Below are 18,905 nucleotides of genomic sequence, written 5' to 3'. Positions count from 1 at the left end.
ACAAATCAAAATTCTTGACATTTTATGTGAAAGAATGTATACTTTTTTGTGCTATTGTTTTATTAGCATAAATAAAATCAAACGGTTAGAGATTTTTGCAATCAGGGCTCGATTTGCGATGCCTCCAAAACGTATGAAAGCGGCGGCCGCTTCATATTTTTTTCGAATCTTTATGGAAAACAGCGGCCGCCATGAAGGCCGACAAGGACCCGATGGATGATGGAACGCACAGCTGAACTCCAACGCAAAACCTTGGAAACGGACGTGAAAGTCAAACTGAGTCTGGACGGTTCCGGACGTGCGGACGTGCGGACGGGAATCCCCTTTTTTGATCATATGCTGACCCTTTTCACCGTTCATGGCTTGTTCGATCTCTTCCTTAAGGCTGAGGGCGACATTGAGGTCGATTTTCACCATACGGTGGAGGACGTGGGGCTGGTGTTGGGTGATGCGTTTTCCCAAGCCCTGGGAGACCGGCGGGGAATTCGGCGTTACGGCCATGCCGTGACGCCCATGGACGAGACCCTTTCCACTGTGGCGATCGATCTCTCCAACCGTCCTTTTCTGGTGTATAATGTTTTTCAGACCGGGAAAGGTGTTTCCGGTTTTGACGTCTATCTGGCGAAGGAGTTCTTCAGGGCCTTTACCAACCGAAGCGGAATGAACCTCCATATCAATGTGGCCTATGGTGAAAACGAGCACCATATTCTCGAGTCCGTCTTCAAGGCCGCCGGCAGAGCTCTCGACGCGGCTGCCGCTTTAGACGACAGAATTTCGGGCGTCCCTTCGACCAAAGGCGTCCTGTAGCCCGAAACACGAACCCGAAGCGCAAATCAAGACGGATAAGTGTGGCAATGGTGAAAAAAATGAATCGATCTCTCGTGTGGTGTCTGGTTCTCTCCGGTCTTGCGGCCTTTACGCTTGTATGGGGATGTGCCGACAGAAAGGTTGTCCAGAAATCCATCGTCGTTCCGACCGATCTCCGGAAAATACTGGTAGTGGCTTTCAGGGACATGAACGCCCAAACGGACGAACGAACCAATGTCCGATGTCCCCTCAGCGGGAAGGTCTTTGTATCGGGCCCGGTGGACGCTTCGGCGCCCGCTTTTTTGACGGATCGTCTGTTGACGTCGCTCAGGGAAAAGGCTGAAAGGGACTTCAAACTCATCACGCCGCAGGACCTTTGGGAGATTCAATCCGGTCTGTCGGATTCGGCAGATAATATGTCCGAATTGAGACTGATGATGGCAGTCGGACGGGCTATGGATGCCGACGCTCTGTTGGTGGGGCACCTCTATCGCTATATCGAAAGGGTCGGTCGGAATCTTTCGGTGGAAACCCCTGCCTCCGTCGCCTTTGACGTTCACCTGGTCCGGACATCGGATGGACGCGTTCTTTGGACGGGATATTTCGATGAAACCCAGAAAACGCTGATGGAAGACATGTTTGATATCGGCAGGTTTTTTGCCCGTGAGGGGAAGTGGATCACGGCGGAGCAGATGGCGTCGGCCGGACTTGACAACTTATTGGAAACACTGAATATAAAATGATAATTATACCGGCGATAGATATCAAAAACGGCAAGTGTGTTCGCCTCCGGCAAGGTCGGATGGACAGCGAGACGGTCTTCGGAGAGGATCCTGCGGCCATGGCACTGAGATGGGAAGCCGACGGTGCTGAAATGATTCATGTCGTCGATCTGGACGGCGCGGTCGAAAAGAAGCCTCGAAATCTGGTCTCCATCAAGCGAATTTTAGACGCTGTAAAGATTCCGATACAGGTCGGCGGCGGTATTCGAGATATCGAAACCATCGAGATGTATCTGTCGGTGGGCATTCGGCGTATCATCATCGGCACTGAGGCTATTCGAAACCCGGCCCTCGTAGAGGAGGCGTGTCGAAACCATCCGGGCCGAATCGTGGTCGGCATCGATGCCAGAGAGGGCCTGGTGGCCATCGAGGGCTGGACCGAAACCACCCGGATCCGGGCGGTCGAGTTGGCTCGACGCTTTGAACAGAGCGGTGTTGCCGCCATCAATTTTACCGACATCCACCGGGACGGCATGCAGACCGGTCCCAACCTGGAGGCCACTCGGGAGCTGGCCGAATCGGTTTCCATACCGGTGGTGGCATCGGGCGGGGTTTCCACCCTCAGGGATATACGCAATCTGATGCCTCTCGAACCGTTCGGAGTGATCGGCGTGATCACGGGCAAGGCTCTCTATGCGGGAACCCTGAACTTGAAGGAAGCCATTGATCTCACCCGATGACATTTTGAATGTCAGACTTTTTTGATTCCTGTTGACACAGAGATTTTCCGCCTTATATTCAACGAGTTTGACCGCTGGATATTTTCCGCTGCAAAATACGGTGAGTCTTGCACACGGTATTTGCTTCATCCGGCAACAATGATTAGAAGTAATCTAGAGACGTCGTTTTCCGCTTCAGCTTCCTTCCAGTGTTCCGATGTCAGGAGGTCTTAACTGGTGGATCGTATTCCCGAGAAGACCATTTCAGAAATCAGGGCTGTTTCGGATATCGTTTCCGTGATATCGGAAGTGGTTCTGCTGAAAAGAGCCGGGAAGAACTATGTAGGGTTGTGCCCCTTCCATTCCGAGAAAACTCCTTCGTTTACCGTGAACTCCGACAAACAGATCTTCTACTGTTTCGGGTGTGGCGCCGGTGGAAGTGTCTTCACGTTTCTGATGAAACATGAGGGACTCTCTTTTCCCGAAGCGGTGCGGATGCTGGGGCGCCGACACGGCATCGCCGTGTCGGATAACGACCTCTCTCCGGAAGAGCAGCGGCGTATACGCGAACGCGAAGGGATCTTCGATATCAATGAACAGGCAACGGCATTTTTCAGGCGGATGCTTGTGGAAGATCCTGTGGGCTGTCGGGCCTTGGACTATCTGAGAAAACGGGGGATGAGCATGGAAACGATCGACCGGTTTTCATTGGGGTATGCCCCCGAGGGATGGGATGCCCTGACGCGGTTTTTCGCAGATCGGCGCATTTCGGACATGTTGCTGAAACAGTCCGGCCTGGTGATCGCCAAAAAAAACGGTCCCGGACATTACGACCGGTTCAGGAATCGCATCGTTTTTCCCATCGCGGGAACCGCTTCCCGGGTTGTTGGATTCGGTGCCCGGGTAATGGACGATTCCCTGCCGAAATACTTGAATTCTCCCGAAACAGCCGTCTTCAACAAACGACGAAGCCTTTACGGTCTGGAGGCGGCCAGATCCGGGTGCCGGGAAAAGGGCACCGTTTACGTCGTCGAAGGATATTTCGATGTTCTGGCGCTTTCGCAGGCGGGAGTTCCCAATGTCGTGGCGACACTGGGAACCGCCCTCTCGTCCGAGCACGTCAGAATTCTGAAGGGATATGTCCGCGAGATAATTCTGGTATACGATTCGGATCAGGCGGGAATGCGTGCGGCCTTCAAAAGCGTTGAAATATTTCGCCGGGAGAATATGGATGCACGGATTCTGGTTTTGCCGGAAGGCCACGATCCGGATTCATTCATCCGCAAATTCGGCAGGGACGCTTTCGAAGCGGCGGCCCAATCCGCACGAAACATGATGGACTTCATGATGGAAGAGACAATCCGTAAGCACGGCCTTTCAGTGGAAGGAAAAATTCGCGTTATCGAAGAGATGCGGCAGCCGTTTTCCGCTGTTTCGGATTCGATGGCCAGATCCCTTTACATTCGGAATCTGGCCGAGCGAGTCGGCGTTGACGAGGCCGTCGTGGCCGGCCGAATAGGCAGGCCGGCGTCCGGTCGAGATTCGCGGCGAGAGAACGACCCGAGGGGAGCGTATGTTGCCGAAGGCTCGGATTATCAGGATTCGATCGGGTTTGAGGGGCGGCATGCCAGGATCGAGAGAAAGATCGTTACCGTGATGCTCCAGTTTCCGGATCTTCTGGCGGAGATCGATCGTCGCCGCATTCTCGATGATTTCGAAGATGAACGACTGAAATCCATCGGCCGACATCTTCTCGCCAACTACAAATCGGGTGGAGAACATCACATCTCCAATTTTATCGAAAAATTGGATGAAGCGGAGAGGGCGATTGCAATCAACCTGGCGATGGAAGGGGATGTGTGGGATCGAGGCGGATGTCTTCGATTGCTGACGCAATTCGAATCCGGCCGAAAGCGGCAGACGGATAATTTATTACATAAAATAGAAGCCGCACGCCGAAACAACAACCAGGCCCTGCTCTTGGAGCTTCTGAAAGAAAAACAGAACCGAGCCAGGAAGCGGCAGACGATAAACTGAAATCTGCAGGAGGCGCAACTAGATGGCTATGAAATCCACTGTAAATGGGGAAAATGCGGAAGACAAAGCCGCATTGAAAGCTCTCATTGCAAAGGGAAAAGAGCAGGGATACCTGACTTATGACGAGATCAACGCCGTCCTTCCCGATGAGGCATTATCCCCGGATCAGCTCGATGAAACCATGGTCCTTTTCAACGACCTGGACATTGACATCCTCGGCGACAAAAAACAGCCGATGTCCAATGCGACCAAGGTGAAAAAGAATCGGGACAAGGCGAGCCTCGATACGGATACGTCTGTATCGGAATTCGGTACGGTGACCGATCCGGTCAAGATGTATCTTCGGGAGATGGGGATGGTTACGCTCCTCAGCCGAGAAGAAGAAGTCGAAATTGCCAAGAAAATCGAGACCGGAGAACAGGAGGTGCTGAGGGCCCTTTTGGATACGACCGTTGGGGTCGACTCTATTCTGGAGTTGGGAAACGAGATCGAATCCGGAACCCTTCGGCCCCGCCACGTCCTTCGGGATCTGGATGAAGGCGATACCTGTGTCGATGAAGAACTGCAGTGCAAAAACTTTCTGAGCACCATACAGTCCATTCGCGAGGTGGACAACGAGAACAGGGCTTATCGTGAGCAGCTTTTTTCCTCAGCACCGGACCCCGACGAACAGCGGCGCATCCGAAGGAATATTTCACGCAGAAACGGTAAGATCTTTGATTATCTCAAGGAATGGCGCTTGGAGAGCAGCGTGATCGACAACATCGAGACGGCAATCAAAGAGGATATCCGGTGGTTCACCTTTATGCAGGGGGAACTCGTGAAATGCGCCGAAAGCCTCGGTATCTCAGTGGCAGAGATCCGCAAGGGGCTTGAGGACAAGTCGGTGCTCGCCGAGGATGTTCGACGGAAAGGCGTGCCGGATGTCGCCGAGATCGACGTGCTGATAGACAAACTCCAAACGATCCAGGATAAGATCGATGCCCGGGAGTTTGAACTCAAAGCCAATTGCAAAGCCTTGAAGCGGACCATGTCCAATGTCGAGGAAGGGCGCCAGAGGGCCAAGGATGCCAAAGCCGAACTGATTCGTGCCAATCTACGGCTCGTGGTGAGCATCGCCAAAAAATATACGAATCGAGGACTGCAGTTCCTGGATCTGATTCAGGAGGGAAATATCGGCCTGATGAAGGCGGTGGATAAATTTGAATACCGGAGAGGGTACAAATTCAGCACCTATGCCACGTGGTGGATCCGCCAGGCCATTACGCGAGCCATCGCGGATCAGGCCCGGACCATACGGATACCGGTTCACATGATTGAAACCATCAACAAGCTCATCAGGACGTCCCGATATCTGGTCCAGGAACTGGGGCGGGAGCCGACGCCTGAAGAAATCGCCGAAAAGATGGAAATTTCACTCGAAAAGGTGCGTAAGGTTTTGAAGATCGCCCGGGAACCCATTTCTCTCGAGACACCCATCGGCGAGGAGGAAGACAGCCATCTGGGAGATTTCATCGAGGACAAGAAATTCATGCTGCCTTCGGACGCGGCGGTCAGCCTCAACCTTTCGGAGCAGACGCGGAAGGTGCTTGCCACACTGACGCCTCGAGAGGAAAAAGTCCTCCGGATGCGCTTTGGTATCGGGGAAAAGGCCGATCATACTCTGGAGGAGGTCGGACAGGATTTTGCCGTTACCCGCGAACGCATTCGGCAAATCGAAGCCAAGGCTCTCAGAAAATTGAGGCACCCGACCCGAAGCCGGAAGTTGAAGAGTTTTATCGATTATTGACAGGGTAATTCTTGACAAAAATTATTTACGGCGTTAGGAAAGGTGCTCGGTATCGATCTCCCATCGGGCCCATAGCTCAGCTGGCAGAGCCACCGGCTCATAACCGGTCGGTCCCTGGTTCGATCCCAGGTGGGCCCATCACGATATAGCCAATGAAAGGCGTGGCGGAAAAACGAGCCACGCCTTTTTTGGTCGTCCGGCACAGCGCCTGTTTGGACCACACCGGAGTGGTGGCGGTTCGTCACGGATGGAAAGACCCTTCCCGTGAACCCTATGGGAATCATTTGGATTTTTCACCCATAAATGATCAAAACCGGCGATCGCCGGACAGGCTTCCATGGAATGGAGGGCTTGTATGACCGTTACTGTAGCCGATCTGATCGATATCATGGATCAGATCGCACCGCCGGATCTGGCGGAGGAATGGGACAATGCCGGACTTCAGATCGGCCGAAAGGATTGGCCGGTAAAGCGCGTCTGGGTTTCACTGGATCCGATCCCATTGGTGGTATCCGCTGCCTGCGATGCCGGTATCGACCTTCTCATCACACATCATCCCCTGATTTTCAAAGCTCCAAAATCAATCGATTTCGCAACACCTTTAGGACGGATCATCCAGCAGTCGGCATGTTGCCGACTGAGTATCTATTCCGCCCACACCAATCTGGATGCCGCGGCCGACGGTATCAATGATATCCTTGCCGACCAGTTGAAAATGACGGATACGATCCCCCTTGTAGAGGGATCCGCGGGAACGGGTACCGGCATCGGTCGGGTGGGTACCCTTGCCCGGCCCACGACTCTCGGTGCGCTTGCCCGGGAAATCAAGGAGACGATCAAGGTGCCGGCGTTGAAATATACCGGGTCCAAAGACTTGCCTGTTCGTCGGGCGGCGGTATGTTCCGGAAGCGGATCGAGCCTTATGGGGGCGTTTTTTGCTTCGGGAGCCGATGTCTATGTGAGTGGAGATCTGAAATATCACGATGCCCGGGATGTCGAAGCCGCCGGATTGGGCTTGATTGACGTGGGGCACTTCGCTTCGGAGCACCTCATCGTGGATATCCTCGTGGAACGGTTGACGGCGGAGGCGAAAAAACGATCGATGCCCCTTTCGATCGAGGCATGTCCTCTGGAAACGGATCCCTTTGTCTCTATCTGAGGGGAATGATGCGGGAGCTGTTGAGGGTGACAACCCCGGATGCGCCGCGTCCAGGGCACGCGTGGTTTTGGTTCTATGGACGGAGAGAAACGATGGACGTAAAAGAACAGATTGATATTCTGGTGGCGCTCCAAAAGAACGATACGGACGCCGATCAGGTTCGAAAGCTGCTTTCGGGAATTGCCGAAAAACAGCGGCATCTGGAAAAGGAGCTCACCGCCGCTGTTTCGGCCAAGGATGCCGCAGCCGCTGATCTGGAAGGATTTCGCAAATCTTATCGACTACTTGAATCCGACGCCAAGGTTAATCTCGAACTGATTCGGAAAAGCAAGAGCCGATTGCCGGGCGTCAAAAGCAACAAAGAGTATCAGGCGTTGCTCAGACAGGTTGAGGAGACGGAGAAAAAAAACAGCCGCATAGAAGATGAAATGCTCGCCATCCTCGATCGGATCGAGGCGGGGGAACAGGTGCTTGAGGAGCGGAAACAAGACTGTCTGCGTGCTGAGAATGCCTTTGAAACGGAAAAGCTTCGGCTGGTAGTGGAGACCGAAAAGGAGGAAACGCATCTGGCCGAACTTGCGGAGAAACGGAACCAAATCGCCGCTGCCGCACCCCCGGATCTGATGAAGATATTTATGAGCACCCGGAAGATGGTGGATGGCCCCATGATTGTTCCGGTGAGAGGCAATACCTGCGAGGGCTGCAATATCAATATTCCTCCGCAGATGGCCAATGACCTCAGACGATTCGAAAGCTTGAATTTCTGCCCTTTTTGTAATAGAATTATATATTGGGAAGGACCTCGGGATTAAACCTTCAGGAAATGGTCGGAGTCGCCTGGGCAATCGCCGGACCCAAAGTCCGGAGGAAAGTCCGAACACCAGAGGGCAGGGTGCTCCATAACGTGGAGTCGCGGCGACGCGAAGGAAAGTGCAACAGAGAGCAGACCGCCGTTTTTCAAGGGTCGAGGTTGGTTCCGGCATTTGTCGGAGGCCGACGCCGTCTCTGGAAACGGTAAGGGTGAAACGGTGCGGTAAGAGCGCACCAGTTCTCCGGGCGACCGGAGAAGCTTGGTAAACCCCACCCGGTGCAAGACCAAATAGGGGAGTGATTGAGGACGGCCCGTCCGAGCTCCCGGGTAGGTTGCAGGAGGTGCCGGGCAACCGGCATCCATAGAGGAATGATTGCCGCCGTCCCGCGGCAGAAATGCCTCGGGATGGAACAGAATTCGGCTTACGGGCGACTCCGACCATTTTTTCCTATTATCCCAAAGAAACTCGGCAGAAAGAAAGCGAACGAGACCTTTATGCTGTTGATTGAAGATTTGCGGGTTGAAATCGGTGGGAAACCGATTTCGAAAAATACAAACGAAAATTTTTCAGGGTTTGTCCCGGGAGTCGGGATGCCCCATGAATTCGCCGCGGACAAGATCGATCAGCGAGAGATCGCGTATCTGATGGCCCGGGGTGTCGATGAGGAGGAGGCTGTTTCGACGATCGCCAGAGGGTTTTTAAATGTTGACATCGAAGGGCTTCCCGCAGGATTGCGGGAAAAACCGGACAAGGCCGTTTCGGAAACCCTGAAGGATCTGATGTAGATGACCGGCGCAGAAAAGAATACCGGGAGTCATTCCTTTACCGAAAAGGTTCACCTTTTTTCACGCGACTACCTCAAATGCTGTCTGTTCATTTTGGGACCGGGATCTCCGAACAAAGGATACGTGTTCACCAAGAAACTGTTTTCCAAACTCATCGGTACCTCGCAGGTGTTGGAGGATTTTCTCGATTTTCACGGTGCCAAAAACAACAAGGATTGGTATCTCTACCGTGAACTCTCCGCCGCCGTGAGGCACCTCAGTCTGGGCGGGTATTCTCAGAAGCACATTCTGAACCGGCTCGTCTGCTACGACCTGCCGGAGGACGATGCTTTTGAAAGGGATGGACGGGTGACGCTCGATTTTTTGACTCGATCCCTCATCAAGATCGCGCCGATCATCCTGGACGAAGCCAGGCGTCTGGGTATCCCCATACCTGAGGATGAGTTCGACGGATCCGAGTTCCCGGGGATCGTCACTGGAACGGGTTTGGAATACAATATCGACGACGAAAAAAAAAAACAGCCCAAAAATTATATCGTCAAGATTTCGAGCGAATTTCTCAACATCAGCAAACACTTTGACCAGTATACCTTTTTCGAGCCGTTCGATGTGCATCGTATACGCAGCCTGGTACCTGAAGTGATCAACGAGGTGGAGGTGAGACGTTACGAGATGCTTGTGCACAACCTTCAATCCTCCTTTGACACCTACGTCATTCACGGGGGCTATGTCCACGGTAGGCGGCAGCTCAAAACGCTCCGCAGTCATTTCTCCGTGGTGTTCCACCTGCTTCAGAGTATGGGGCGGTTTCTGCACTTTTACGAACGGCATCTTCACGAAGCGGGATACCGGGACATTTACAAGAAGGTTCGCAATCAACTCTCCTTTCTGGTGGATCCCGATATCTTGTTGGACCGAACCATCAACTACGGCCTTTTTTGGGTGTGCCATTTTCTCTCCAACGGGAAGGAAATCGCGCAGGCGGTGCTGAACGAGAATATCGATCGGGACGTCATTCAGGTGGGCGTTCCGGTGCCCAGAGGCTTTCATAGTCGTCCGAGCCTTCTGGTGGCTAAAATTGTTCAGCATTACGGGGGCAAGGTGGAACTTTGCGCCGGGGAGGGCCGCTTTGATGCCAGCAGTGTTCTGGATATCCAGTGGGCGGGCGGCAAAATTCAGAACGAGAACATCACGCATGTCAAGTTCGAAGGGGACGCCCGATCGCTCAGGGACCTCAAGGTCCTCGCAAACTCCAACTACGGCGAGGACACCATGGGCAACGGGATTCCTCTGCCGCGGGAACTTGGGTATCTCCATGAATAGGCGATGATGCGAACGGCGGCAATTATTGTCGCCGGTGGGCGAGGACTGCGCATGAAGAGCGATTTGCGAAAGCAGTATCTCGTCTTTGGCGGCCGGTCGATTCTGAGTCATACACTGGCGGCTTTTCTGACATGTCCAGACGTCCATCGTATTTTTCTCGTGATCCCGGAAGCCGATGAGGCCTACTGTCGAGACCATATTCTGGCGGATTTTCCCGATGACTGTGCGATCGTCGACCTGGTATCGGGCGGTGTCGAACGTCAGGAATCGGTTTACAACGGGCTCGAAGCCGCGATGGGGTTGGCCGATATCGTCGCCATCCATGACGGGGTCCGGCCTTTCGTTCAACCGGATCTCATCACCCGGTGTCTCGCGGGGGCCAAGGCTTATGGCGCCTGTGTTCCGGGCGTTCCGGCGGTGGATACCCTCAAAACGGTGGACAACGACATCACCATCGAGAAAACCCTGGATCGGAGAAAGGTCTGGTGTGCCCAAACACCCCAGGCCTTTCGATACGACCTCATTTGGGCGGCTCATGAATCGGCCCGATCCGCGGGAGTGGTGGAAACCGATGACGCCGCACTTCTGGAGCGTTTGGGACGGCCGGTTCGGATGATCCCGGGGTCTCGCTATAACCTGAAGATTACCACGCCCGAGGATCTGGCACTGGCCTCCGCCGTCCTCGCCTTGGCCGCTTCCCGAAAAAATCGCACGAAATCATGATACTTCGGATCTGATGATTTCGATGACCGCTCTGGGGGTTTTGGCTTGTCGGAGTCGGCCTTCCTGTTCAGCACGTTCAAAAATTCCCCGAAGTTCAAAATCCAGTAGAATGACGCAGCGCCCGGCCTTCAGCGCCAGGGCGATCTCCGAAATCGTCCCGGGGCCGCCCGGGCAAGCGACGACAACATGGCTCGAAAGCGCGTTGACGGCGTTCCGGGCGCTTCCCATGCCGGTGACGATGGGAATGGTGACGTAGGGAGACATCTGTCTGCAGTGATTGTCGGGGAGGATGCCGACAACGATCCCTCCGGCCTCCCGTGCGCCTTGAGCCGAAGCGTTCATGACCCCTGCGTTCCTGCCCCCGTTCAAGAGCACCCAACCTTCACGGGCGATCCGCATGCCCAGTTCATGCGCGTTTTTCAGGACCGTCGGGTCGACGTCGGCACCCCCCATGACACCGACGATCATCGGGTTTCCGAGGGGTTTCTCGGGAGAGATGTTCATGCTGCCTCCTTCGACTTGATGTTCAGGATGCGGTAGGCTTTAATGGGGGAAAGTTTCCCTTTGATCTTCCGAGGCTTGAGAAGAACCACGTCCAAAGTGTCCTTCATATGTGCGTATACGGCCTTGCTGATGACGATCTCCCCCGGGCCCGAGAGCCCATTCAATCGGGATGCCATGTTGACGGTGTCGCCGATTACCGTGTACTCCATTTTGACATGGGAGCCGATGTTTCCCGACAGCACCACGCCGGTATCGATACTGATGCCGATCTTATTCAGAAGGGTGTCTTCATGGGATCGGTTTTTTTCAAGAAATATCCGTTGCATGTCAAGGGCCGCCTGCACCGCACGGACGATGTGATCCTTTTGGGAAACCGGAACGCCGAAGATCCCCATGACGGCGTCACCGATGAACTTGTCGACATACCCGCCGTGCTGGTTGATGATTTTTGTGGCGATTTCGAAGTACGTGTTGAGGTGATCAACGATTTCCTCGGGCTCACGAACCTTCGAGTAGGACGTAAATCCCCGGACATCCGTGAAAAGCACCGTCGCTTTCCGCCGTCTGCCCTTTAGCCAGTCACTTTCCGGATTGTCCAGGATCAGCTCCAGAACCTCGTTCCCGACATATTTACCGAAGGATCGTTGCATGACCGATTTCAGCCACAGCTCCCGGCTCATGGCATTGAACGACATTGCGATATTTCCGAATTCATCGTTTCGGATGGTCTTGATCTTGTGCTGGTAATTGCCGACGCTGATTTCATTGAAGGCTTGGACCAGCTTTACCAGGGGGCGTGAAAAACGGATGCTGTAGTAGACCGCCGTAATGATGCCGAGCCCGATGATCACCAAACTGATAAGGAGGATGTCACGGGTTTTTTCACGGATGGTCAGGTCGATGAAATCCAGTGATATGCCGACGTGGACCTCTCCCAGTGCCTCGTCTTTCATGATGACGGTGCGGCTCAGGTTGAGGATGTGCTCCTCTGCTTCCGAATAATAGTCGAAATAGGTCACATCCCCTTCCTGGATGCCGCTGCTGAGAAATGGCGCCATCTTTAAGGTTTCGCCGATCCGGGTATGATCGGTGTGGGCCTTGATGATCTTGTCCCGGTCGAGGATAATGGCGTAGACAATGCCTTCCACTGCGGACGCTTCGGTGATCAGCGTGTTCAGTCGAAGATCGTTGTTATCCTCGAGGAGAAGTATTCTCGCGTTGTTGACAAAATAGTTGAGGCTCACTCTGCCGATGAGAAGGGCTTGCCGAAAAAGTTGTCGGTTCTGAAGGTCTACAGTAAAGAGGTAAAGGGTGAATATGGCGACGGATATGAGTACCGTCGTGATGATGGAGAGCTGAAGCCATATGGGAATTTTGAGACTCCGGAAACGCTTTCCGGACGTTCGGGGGTGGTGTTCGATCTGACTCTGGGCGTTTTCGGAAAAGGATTTGATGGAATGGTTCTGTTGTTCGTTGACGACGCTTACGACATCCTTTTCTGTGGCATAGCCCAGACGAACAAGGATTTGTCCGAGATATGTCGAATCGTTCAACGTTGCGCCGTCGTTTTTCTGAATATCAAGGGCTTCTTGGAGCTGCGTCTCGGTGATGATGTTTTTTTCCATGAGCAGTTGGCCGAAAAGCAGCTGCTGTTCCTGGTTTTTTTTCATGCCTTGCCTTCTGTACGGCGTTGTCATGAGGTCATGTCCGAATTGTCATCGAGGCATTCCGGTATGTTAAAGTATTATTTGATATCCAGGCATTTCTTCGTTGGTTTTGTATAAAATACGGTTCTGTCATCGTACCGGTCCGTGATGTGAACGCCCATTGAAATGCTGATCGGGGTTGGTGGTGGATTCTGCCTGGTGGCGGACTGCATGGGCGGCGCTGCAGGCGGGAGCGTTGGCCGGCTGATATGTTGTCGATATCCGTCTCAAAGCGTTCTCACAGTCCACGGTGGATTCGCTGTCGGTGCTGTTGCTGCACAGGTTCAGAAAACCTTCCAGACGGCCAACAACATCAGTGTGGCTCATATGGGGAAGGATCTCGGCCTTGTTTCAGGATACTTTTTTCAAATTCCTCAATTTTTTCAGCAGAAATTGGGCTTGGTCGATGTTTTCGGTGACGTCCTTGTACCCGGGATCGATAAATCGAACCTTTTCCCATTCCTCGACCGCCTTGTCCATACCTTCTCCATTATCTCCAGTGAAATATTTTATCCCGTTGTTGTAATGCGTTTTCTTGAAAATTTCTTCATAATCATTGCATCCGGTGCAGGACGCCTGATAGGCTCGCGCCCGATTCAGACTGTTCTGCGCCTGGTCGAAATCCCTTTTGTTTCCTGTGCGCCTGTAACGCAGGAATTTTTTCATTGCAATCTCGAAATGGGATTTAAAGAGGTATTCGGTTGTCTGAACCTCCAACGGCGGAATACATGCTTTCTCGATTTCCGCAATAGCGCCGACATAATTTCTTTTTCTGTAAAAACTCAGCCCATTTTCAAAGTGATGATTTGCAATTGCCTCGATTTCTTTGAGATATTTCGAGCATCGGCTGTCTTTCCGATGGCCTTCGGCAGCGGCCGAGAAGGCCCTGTGGGCTGTGCGATAGTCCCTTTTTTTTAGAGCAACAAGACCTTTCGCCATCTGATCGTTGAATGGATCAGGAGCCTCTTCCCCGTTTTCACGGGCCATTCCGCTCCGTTTGTCTACGGCAGTAGCGTCTTTTCCCGGACTGTCTGTGGATTGCCCTGATTTGGGTGAACCGTTGGCGCATGTGGCGGAAGTTGTCGTCAGGACCGGGGGGATACCTCCGTCGACAGCCGGCAGCGGAAGGATGAGCTGCCGGCCGGCTTGCAGGGAATCCGTTTCATGGATTTCATTGATACTTTTTAAAAGATGGAGCAGTTCGTCCTTGCAGCTACCGTAATAGTGTACCGCAATCTGTGATAGCGTCTCCCCTGGCTCGACCGTATGAATAATGTTGCTTTTGTTGGTGTCTGTTTTTACATGATGCGCATCGAGCGAGGGAATGCGTTGAGGCTTTGCCTCGCTCGCCGGCTCTGTATCGGATTCGGTTTCAGGCAGGGCGAGGCTGCCGGGACCGCTCCCGCCGGCGATTGTTCCGCTACTGTCACTCCCCGTCGGGTGGGGGCTTTCGGGATGTGGTCGCGCAGCTTTTGCCGGGAAGGATTGATGTTCGATCGCACATCCCGTCACTCCTGCAAAAATCAGCACGGATACAAATATAATTATATTTCTCATTATACCTTGTGGTTCCTCAATATTGACTACACGTGTCGGACACGTTGTTGATCATTCAGGCCAAACCAAGGCGTGGTGCCGTCCACTGGATTGCTTTTGACCTCCGTCATCGACCCGGTTCCGGCAGAACCGGCTTTTATTCATATCAAAGAACCGAAGCATTGTCATCAATATGCGTGCGACGGGTTGTTTTAGGGATTGCTGAATTTCGAGGCCAGATTGTTGTCGATCACATACATACAGACCTCCTTGGCGCCTTGCTCGGTATATCTGGATTTTTTAGAGAGATTGTTCATCAGAAACGTCACGTCCTCTCGGATACGCTTGTCGTAGGTTTTGAACGCATCCTTGCCGTAATCCTTGATGGCCTGGCGGAAGTTTTCATTTTTGAGGAACGGGTCGAGGACCTTCTCTTTCAGGGTATAGACATATCGCTCGTAAAGGTCCTGGTAAAGTTGAGTATCAACGATGGGGGTGCCTTCCAGAAGAATTTCCTGTGTCAGGGTTTTTGCCGCATAGATCTTTTGAGTCTCGGAGCGGAATTCCTTCCGCCTGGCGTCGGAGACGTTTCCGCCGAGCAGACGGTTTTCAATTCCCCAGAGAAACTCGTCCGTGATTTCGAGATGTTCGCCCGTGTAAGGGCAGGTTTCTTTGACGCCGAGTTCAAAATTGACGGCGAACAGATAATTCTGAATATCCCTGGAGATCTGGGCTTCATTATAGTTGTAGAGGGACTCTTTGACCTCATGAAGGACGGTATAGTCATACATCCTGAGAAGGGATTCGAGAAACCCCGGGGGGATGGATTCGCTCAGATCAGCGCGGATCTTTGTAAAATAATTGCACAGGGTCGACATATTGATCAGTTTGTCTGTACGGGCACTGGAGGAATAGAATTCATTGAATATTTTTATGGAATCGCGACCTGAGAAGCCTTTTTTACCTTCGGTTTCCGATTCGGCAAGTATTTTGCGGCGGACCTTGGCGGTGAAGCTCTTGCGGTCCTCATCCGACAGCCATTTGGGGATGTACCCGGTATAGATTTCCATCTTGAGAAGGTGGAGGTTCGGGTCGCAGTAGAGACGGTATTTGCTCGGATCGCCGATCCATTCCAGGAGAGCCTCTGATTTTTGATTGAGGCGCGACGAGATGATCACCCGTGCAAAATTATGGAGCACTCTGGGTAGAAAGCTGTCGACGATTTGCTTTCCGAAGATATTTTTATATATTTCAACCTCGGTGTTCAGGTCCAGAACGTACAGGATCTGGATATACTCGATACGGTCGGAAAACGACTGCAGCCCGTGGATGTTCTTTTTGTCCTCGGGATTCATGAGGGCGAAGAAGAGAGAGTTGACGTTCTCCTCGATATCCTCGACCTTGTGGATTCCCTCGCTGATAATGTTGTGGAGTTCCATCAGTCGTTCGACGTTGTGAGACTTGATGTCCATCAGGGCATAGATGCCGTTGTTGGTTTTGGCATATCGTGAAAAAATGTAGTTCACCTGGTTGCTGTCTCTGAGAATTTCGTTGATGCGCCGCTGAAGCATGGGGTTGGTCATGGTGGACTGTCGCATGGGCTTGTCCCCCGGGTTGAACACGCTGATGCCTTGCCCGAGCCGCCGGTTGAAATGATAGGGTCGGACATACACCATTTTGAAGACCTCCTCCGGGCTTTGGAGCTTGCCGAGAAGGGCCTGATAAAGAGAGCTGCAAATGGTGCAGGGCTTATCCCTGAAGACCCATTCATAGGCCTTGTCCGTGAAAAGCCTCCATTTGAATTCATCGTTTTCGAACAGATCGTCAAAAAGTTGGCGCCGATATCTCTTGGGGATGATAAGGAGCGGATGTTCGTGGCTGGGACAAGGGACATCGATGTAGTCCTCCTGGAGATCATGGGCGTAAAGATCTTCCTCGTAAGCCTCTTCCTGCTCATTCGGTCTTTCCTCGTTGTTGACGTCAAGCGTTTCCTTAGCCGGGGACGTCACCGAAAGGATGCGATAGAGGTTGTCCAGCATGGGATTGTTGTTGTGGTTGTGATAGCTGCCGAGTGCCTTGCGGCTCAGGCGCCAAACGGTTTCATAGCGCATCCCTTCCGGAGTGTTGGCATAGGTCTCATATTTTTTGAGAAGATTGTTCAGAAAGGTGCTCTTGCCGCATCCGGGAGGGCCGTCGAAGATGTAAATTTTGTTCTGTTGGGCGCCTCTTCTTAATGCTTCGATATGATTGATAAAGCGATTTGCAAACAGTCGATCTGCGAAAAACGGGTGATCCGCGTCCTCGACAAAGAGGCGGTTGCAGTCATAGTAGACATAATGGATCGATTCCGGGTCGCCGGGATATTCGTCAACCCCTTCTTCGATATAATAACGGATCATGTCGTAGAACACCTGGAAGATATTGCGGATTACCTGGTGAGGCTTCTCGTTCATGATTTTCAGAAAGTCCTCGAAAGGAATCAACTCGTTCGGATGCGTGTCGCTCATGGTGCGATTGAGATTGTCCAAGGCTTTTCGGATCTTGTTCATAGGTTTAATTCATCCCCTCATGCCGTTTTCTGGATGGATGCTCAAACGTCTTCCATATTGTACAGAATTCTTCGGGTCAGCCGTCGCTTCTCCATGGTGTAAAGAACCCGCTGCCATTTAATGTCGAAGGTGTCGGACGTCTCCTGGGCCGATGTGCCGCCCACGTTGAAAACGGCATAGGGGGAGGAAGACGTTTTGGCCACTTCGCTTGTCTCCAGTTTGACGGGTCCGCCCCAGAGATATTCGATCCCCAGCATGGTATTGGCGATGTAATCTTTCACCAGGGGCTTTCCCTCGAAGCGGTGCACCAGGTAGAGGGTCTTGTTTTCGGTCTTTTTCGGATCGATCTCGATGTGGGGCGGATGGTAGAGTCCCTCGATCAGCATTTGCCGGTAATCCTCGGCCTTTCGGGACTTGACGTAATATTCCCAGGCGGTTTTGGCCGGATTCATCCGCTTTCCGACGACGAAAAGTTTGTGAGCATCGATAAAATCCTGATCGACAAAGGTCTTGACGAAAAGAAAGTCGTCCATGTTTTCCCGAACATCAAAAATAAACCGACGGCCGGCCCCTGTTTTTGCGTCGTAGACCTCCCGCAGATGCGCGTCTTTCATTTGATGAAATGTCATGGTGTGCCGCCCCTTGTCCGCCATCTCCTTGATATAATAAAAGAGACGCATCCCCAGGGCGTAGGGGTTCAACCCCACCCGGGGAAGCGCCGTTACGCCGGCGTTGATGCGGGCAAAATCAACCTCGTGACCCTGGATGCGGTCGTCCGCCATGAACAAGACCTCGTGCCAGTAGCTGGCCCAGCCTTCGTTCATGATTTTGGTCCGGATCTGGGGCTGAAAAAAAAGGGACGTCTTCCGGATGACCTGCAGGACCGATTTCATCCAATCGTTCTCTTCCTTGTTCAGGAATTCCGAGTGAACCATCAGAAAACGCAGCAGGTCCATACGGGTTTCGGGCTTTTTTTGAAGGCTTTTCTGGTAGACTGCCTTGAATTCGGGGTGTTTCAACTCGGTATCCGCCAGAAAAGTTTCCTCACCGTGCTGTCCATAATCCCGTATGCATTGGTTGTACCGCTCGATTTCCTTGATGTAGTCGGTGATGTTGACCTTCTTGAGGGACTGAAGAAAGACATCGAAATAAAAATTGATCGGGCCTGAGCCGGAGGCCGCTGACGGCGGTTGAACCCGCGACAGTTCACCGTGAAAGGAGACCAGGTTGTCGATGCCTCTGGCGAATTCGATGACATAATCGACCCATCGGCCTTTTTCCGACCGCAACCGGGCGATCAGTCGTTTGTCCGACAGGGCCTCTCCGGTGAAGTCATAATCGTGGGTATGCTGAAAAAGCAGGTTGTTCTGAAAAAAGTCGATGTGCCCGATGACGTGATAGAAGATCATCACATTGAGCCAGTCGGGGTTGTTGTCATTGTAAAAGGAGATGGGCGGCCGCGTGTTGATCACGGTCTCATAAGGGTTTCCAGGATAAAGTTCGTATTTTCCCTTTCCCTTGAGGACTTCGACATCGTGAACCCAATAATCGTACAGGGTGGGGATCATGATCTTGGGTGACAGTTCCAGGAGATCCCGGTTGGTCACGATATACTCGAGGGTGTCGTCCTGAAAGCGCAGCCCGGCGTCCCTCGCCCGCTGTTTGCACCCTTCCATAATTTTTTTTGCATGCTGGCCGATGAGTTCCATGGATCATCCTTCTCCCGGGTAGAGG

At 52.7% G+C, this 18,905-nt stretch carries 16 protein-coding genes, 1 tRNA gene and 1 other RNA gene; 12 read left to right on the top strand and 6 right to left on the bottom strand.

Annotated elements, in window-relative coordinates; genetic code table 11:
• The first annotated feature begins 219 nt into the window (after window positions 1-219).
• The 12 genes from hisB to ispD all read left to right on the top strand — a co-directional run bounded on the left by hisB (window position 220) and on the right by ispD (window position 10,876).
• Window positions 220-807: an imidazoleglycerol-phosphate dehydratase HisB gene (hisB, locus tag dmul_RS11795; RefSeq protein WP_040413909.1), complete on the top strand. Its 588-nt coding sequence runs from the start codon at window positions 220-222 to the stop codon at window positions 805-807.
• Window positions 808-866: 59 nt separating this feature from the next.
• On the top strand, window positions 867-1,550 hold the full coding sequence (locus dmul_RS11790) for a hypothetical protein (protein WP_144016494.1): 684 nt from the start codon (window positions 867-869) through the stop codon (window positions 1,548-1,550).
• Complete coding sequence (hisA, locus tag dmul_RS11785) at window positions 1,547-2,269, top strand: 1-(5-phosphoribosyl)-5-[(5-phosphoribosylamino)methylideneamino]imidazole-4-carboxamide isomerase (protein WP_020875211.1); 723 nt, start codon at window positions 1,547-1,549, stop codon at window positions 2,267-2,269. Before dmul_RS11790 ends, hisA begins: the two co-directional genes overlap by 4 nt.
• Before the next feature lie 216 nt (window positions 2,270-2,485).
• Complete coding sequence (gene dnaG, locus dmul_RS11780; RefSeq protein WP_020875210.1) at window positions 2,486-4,285, top strand: DNA primase; 1,800 nt, start codon at window positions 2,486-2,488, stop codon at window positions 4,283-4,285.
• 22 nt (window positions 4,286-4,307) lie between these two features.
• Window positions 4,308-6,074, top strand: coding sequence for an RNA polymerase sigma factor RpoD (gene rpoD / locus dmul_RS11775; protein ID WP_020875209.1), 1,767 nt, complete (start codon window positions 4,308-4,310; stop codon window positions 6,072-6,074).
• A 65-nt stretch (window positions 6,075-6,139) separates the two neighbouring features.
• Window positions 6,140-6,212, top strand: a tRNA-Ile gene (locus dmul_RS11770).
• Window positions 6,213-6,429: 217 nt separating this feature from the next.
• Entirely contained in the window at window positions 6,430-7,233 is an 804-nt protein-coding gene (locus dmul_RS11765) for a Nif3-like dinuclear metal center hexameric protein (RefSeq protein ID WP_020875208.1), read from the top strand.
• Between the two features lie 92 nt (window positions 7,234-7,325).
• Complete coding sequence (locus dmul_RS11760) at window positions 7,326-8,045, top strand: zinc ribbon domain-containing protein (protein WP_020875207.1); 720 nt, start codon at window positions 7,326-7,328, stop codon at window positions 8,043-8,045.
• A gap of 17 nt (window positions 8,046-8,062) precedes the next feature.
• An RNA gene (gene rnpB / locus dmul_RS11755) (RNase P RNA component class A) lies at window positions 8,063-8,484 on the top strand.
• A gap of 55 nt (window positions 8,485-8,539) precedes the next feature.
• Entirely contained in the window at window positions 8,540-8,830 is a 291-nt protein-coding gene (locus tag dmul_RS11750) for a SufD family Fe-S cluster assembly protein (protein WP_070962309.1), read from the top strand.
• Window positions 8,831-10,153, top strand: a complete 1,323-nt coding sequence (locus dmul_RS11745; protein WP_020875205.1) for an HPr family phosphocarrier protein — start codon at window positions 8,831-8,833, stop codon at window positions 10,151-10,153.
• Window positions 10,154-10,156: 3 nt separating this feature from the next.
• A complete protein-coding gene (gene ispD, locus dmul_RS11740) occupies window positions 10,157-10,876 on the top strand; it encodes a 2-C-methyl-D-erythritol 4-phosphate cytidylyltransferase (protein ID WP_040413808.1) in 720 nt (239 codons plus the stop codon).
• Here ispD and dmul_RS11735 read toward each other — a convergent pair.
• The 6 genes from dmul_RS11735 to dmul_RS11715 all read right to left on the bottom strand — a co-directional run bounded on the left by dmul_RS11735 (window position 10,871) and on the right by dmul_RS11715 (window position 18,880).
• A complete protein-coding gene (locus dmul_RS11735) occupies window positions 10,871-11,380 on the bottom strand; it encodes a TIGR00725 family protein (RefSeq protein WP_020875203.1) in 510 nt (169 codons plus the stop codon). The genes ispD and dmul_RS11735 overlap by 6 nt on opposite strands.
• Entirely contained in the window at window positions 11,377-13,050 is a 1,674-nt protein-coding gene (locus dmul_RS11730; protein ID WP_020875202.1) for an adenylate/guanylate cyclase domain-containing protein, read from the bottom strand. Before dmul_RS11730 ends, dmul_RS11735 begins: the two co-directional genes overlap by 4 nt.
• Window positions 13,051-13,176: 126 nt before the next feature.
• Window positions 13,177-13,413 carry a hypothetical protein gene (locus dmul_RS20265; RefSeq protein ID WP_020875201.1) on the bottom strand — a complete coding sequence of 79 codons (237 nt, stop codon included), beginning with the start codon at window positions 13,411-13,413 and terminating at the stop codon, window positions 13,177-13,179.
• Between the two features lie 24 nt (window positions 13,414-13,437).
• A complete protein-coding gene (locus dmul_RS11725; RefSeq protein WP_020875200.1) occupies window positions 13,438-14,643 on the bottom strand; it encodes a LysM peptidoglycan-binding domain-containing protein in 1,206 nt (401 codons plus the stop codon).
• A gap of 191 nt (window positions 14,644-14,834) precedes the next feature.
• Window positions 14,835-17,171 carry a serine protein kinase PrkA gene (locus dmul_RS11720; protein WP_020875199.1) on the bottom strand — a complete coding sequence of 779 codons (2,337 nt, stop codon included), beginning with the start codon at window positions 17,169-17,171 and terminating at the stop codon, window positions 14,835-14,837.
• 41 nt (window positions 17,172-17,212) lie between these two features.
• The gene (locus tag dmul_RS11715; RefSeq protein ID WP_020875198.1) at window positions 17,213-18,880 is read right to left on the bottom strand and encodes a SpoVR family protein; all 1,668 of its coding nucleotides are present in this window, start codon (window positions 18,878-18,880) and stop codon (window positions 17,213-17,215) included.
• Between the last annotated feature and the right edge of the window lie 25 nt (window positions 18,881-18,905).

It is taken from the genome of Desulfococcus multivorans (assembly GCF_001854245.1).
GTDB lineage: Bacteria > Desulfobacterota > Desulfobacteria > Desulfobacterales > Desulfococcaceae > Desulfococcus > Desulfococcus multivorans.
Note: the sequence above shows the minus strand (reverse complement) of the source record. Positions and strands in the feature narration are given on the sequence as shown.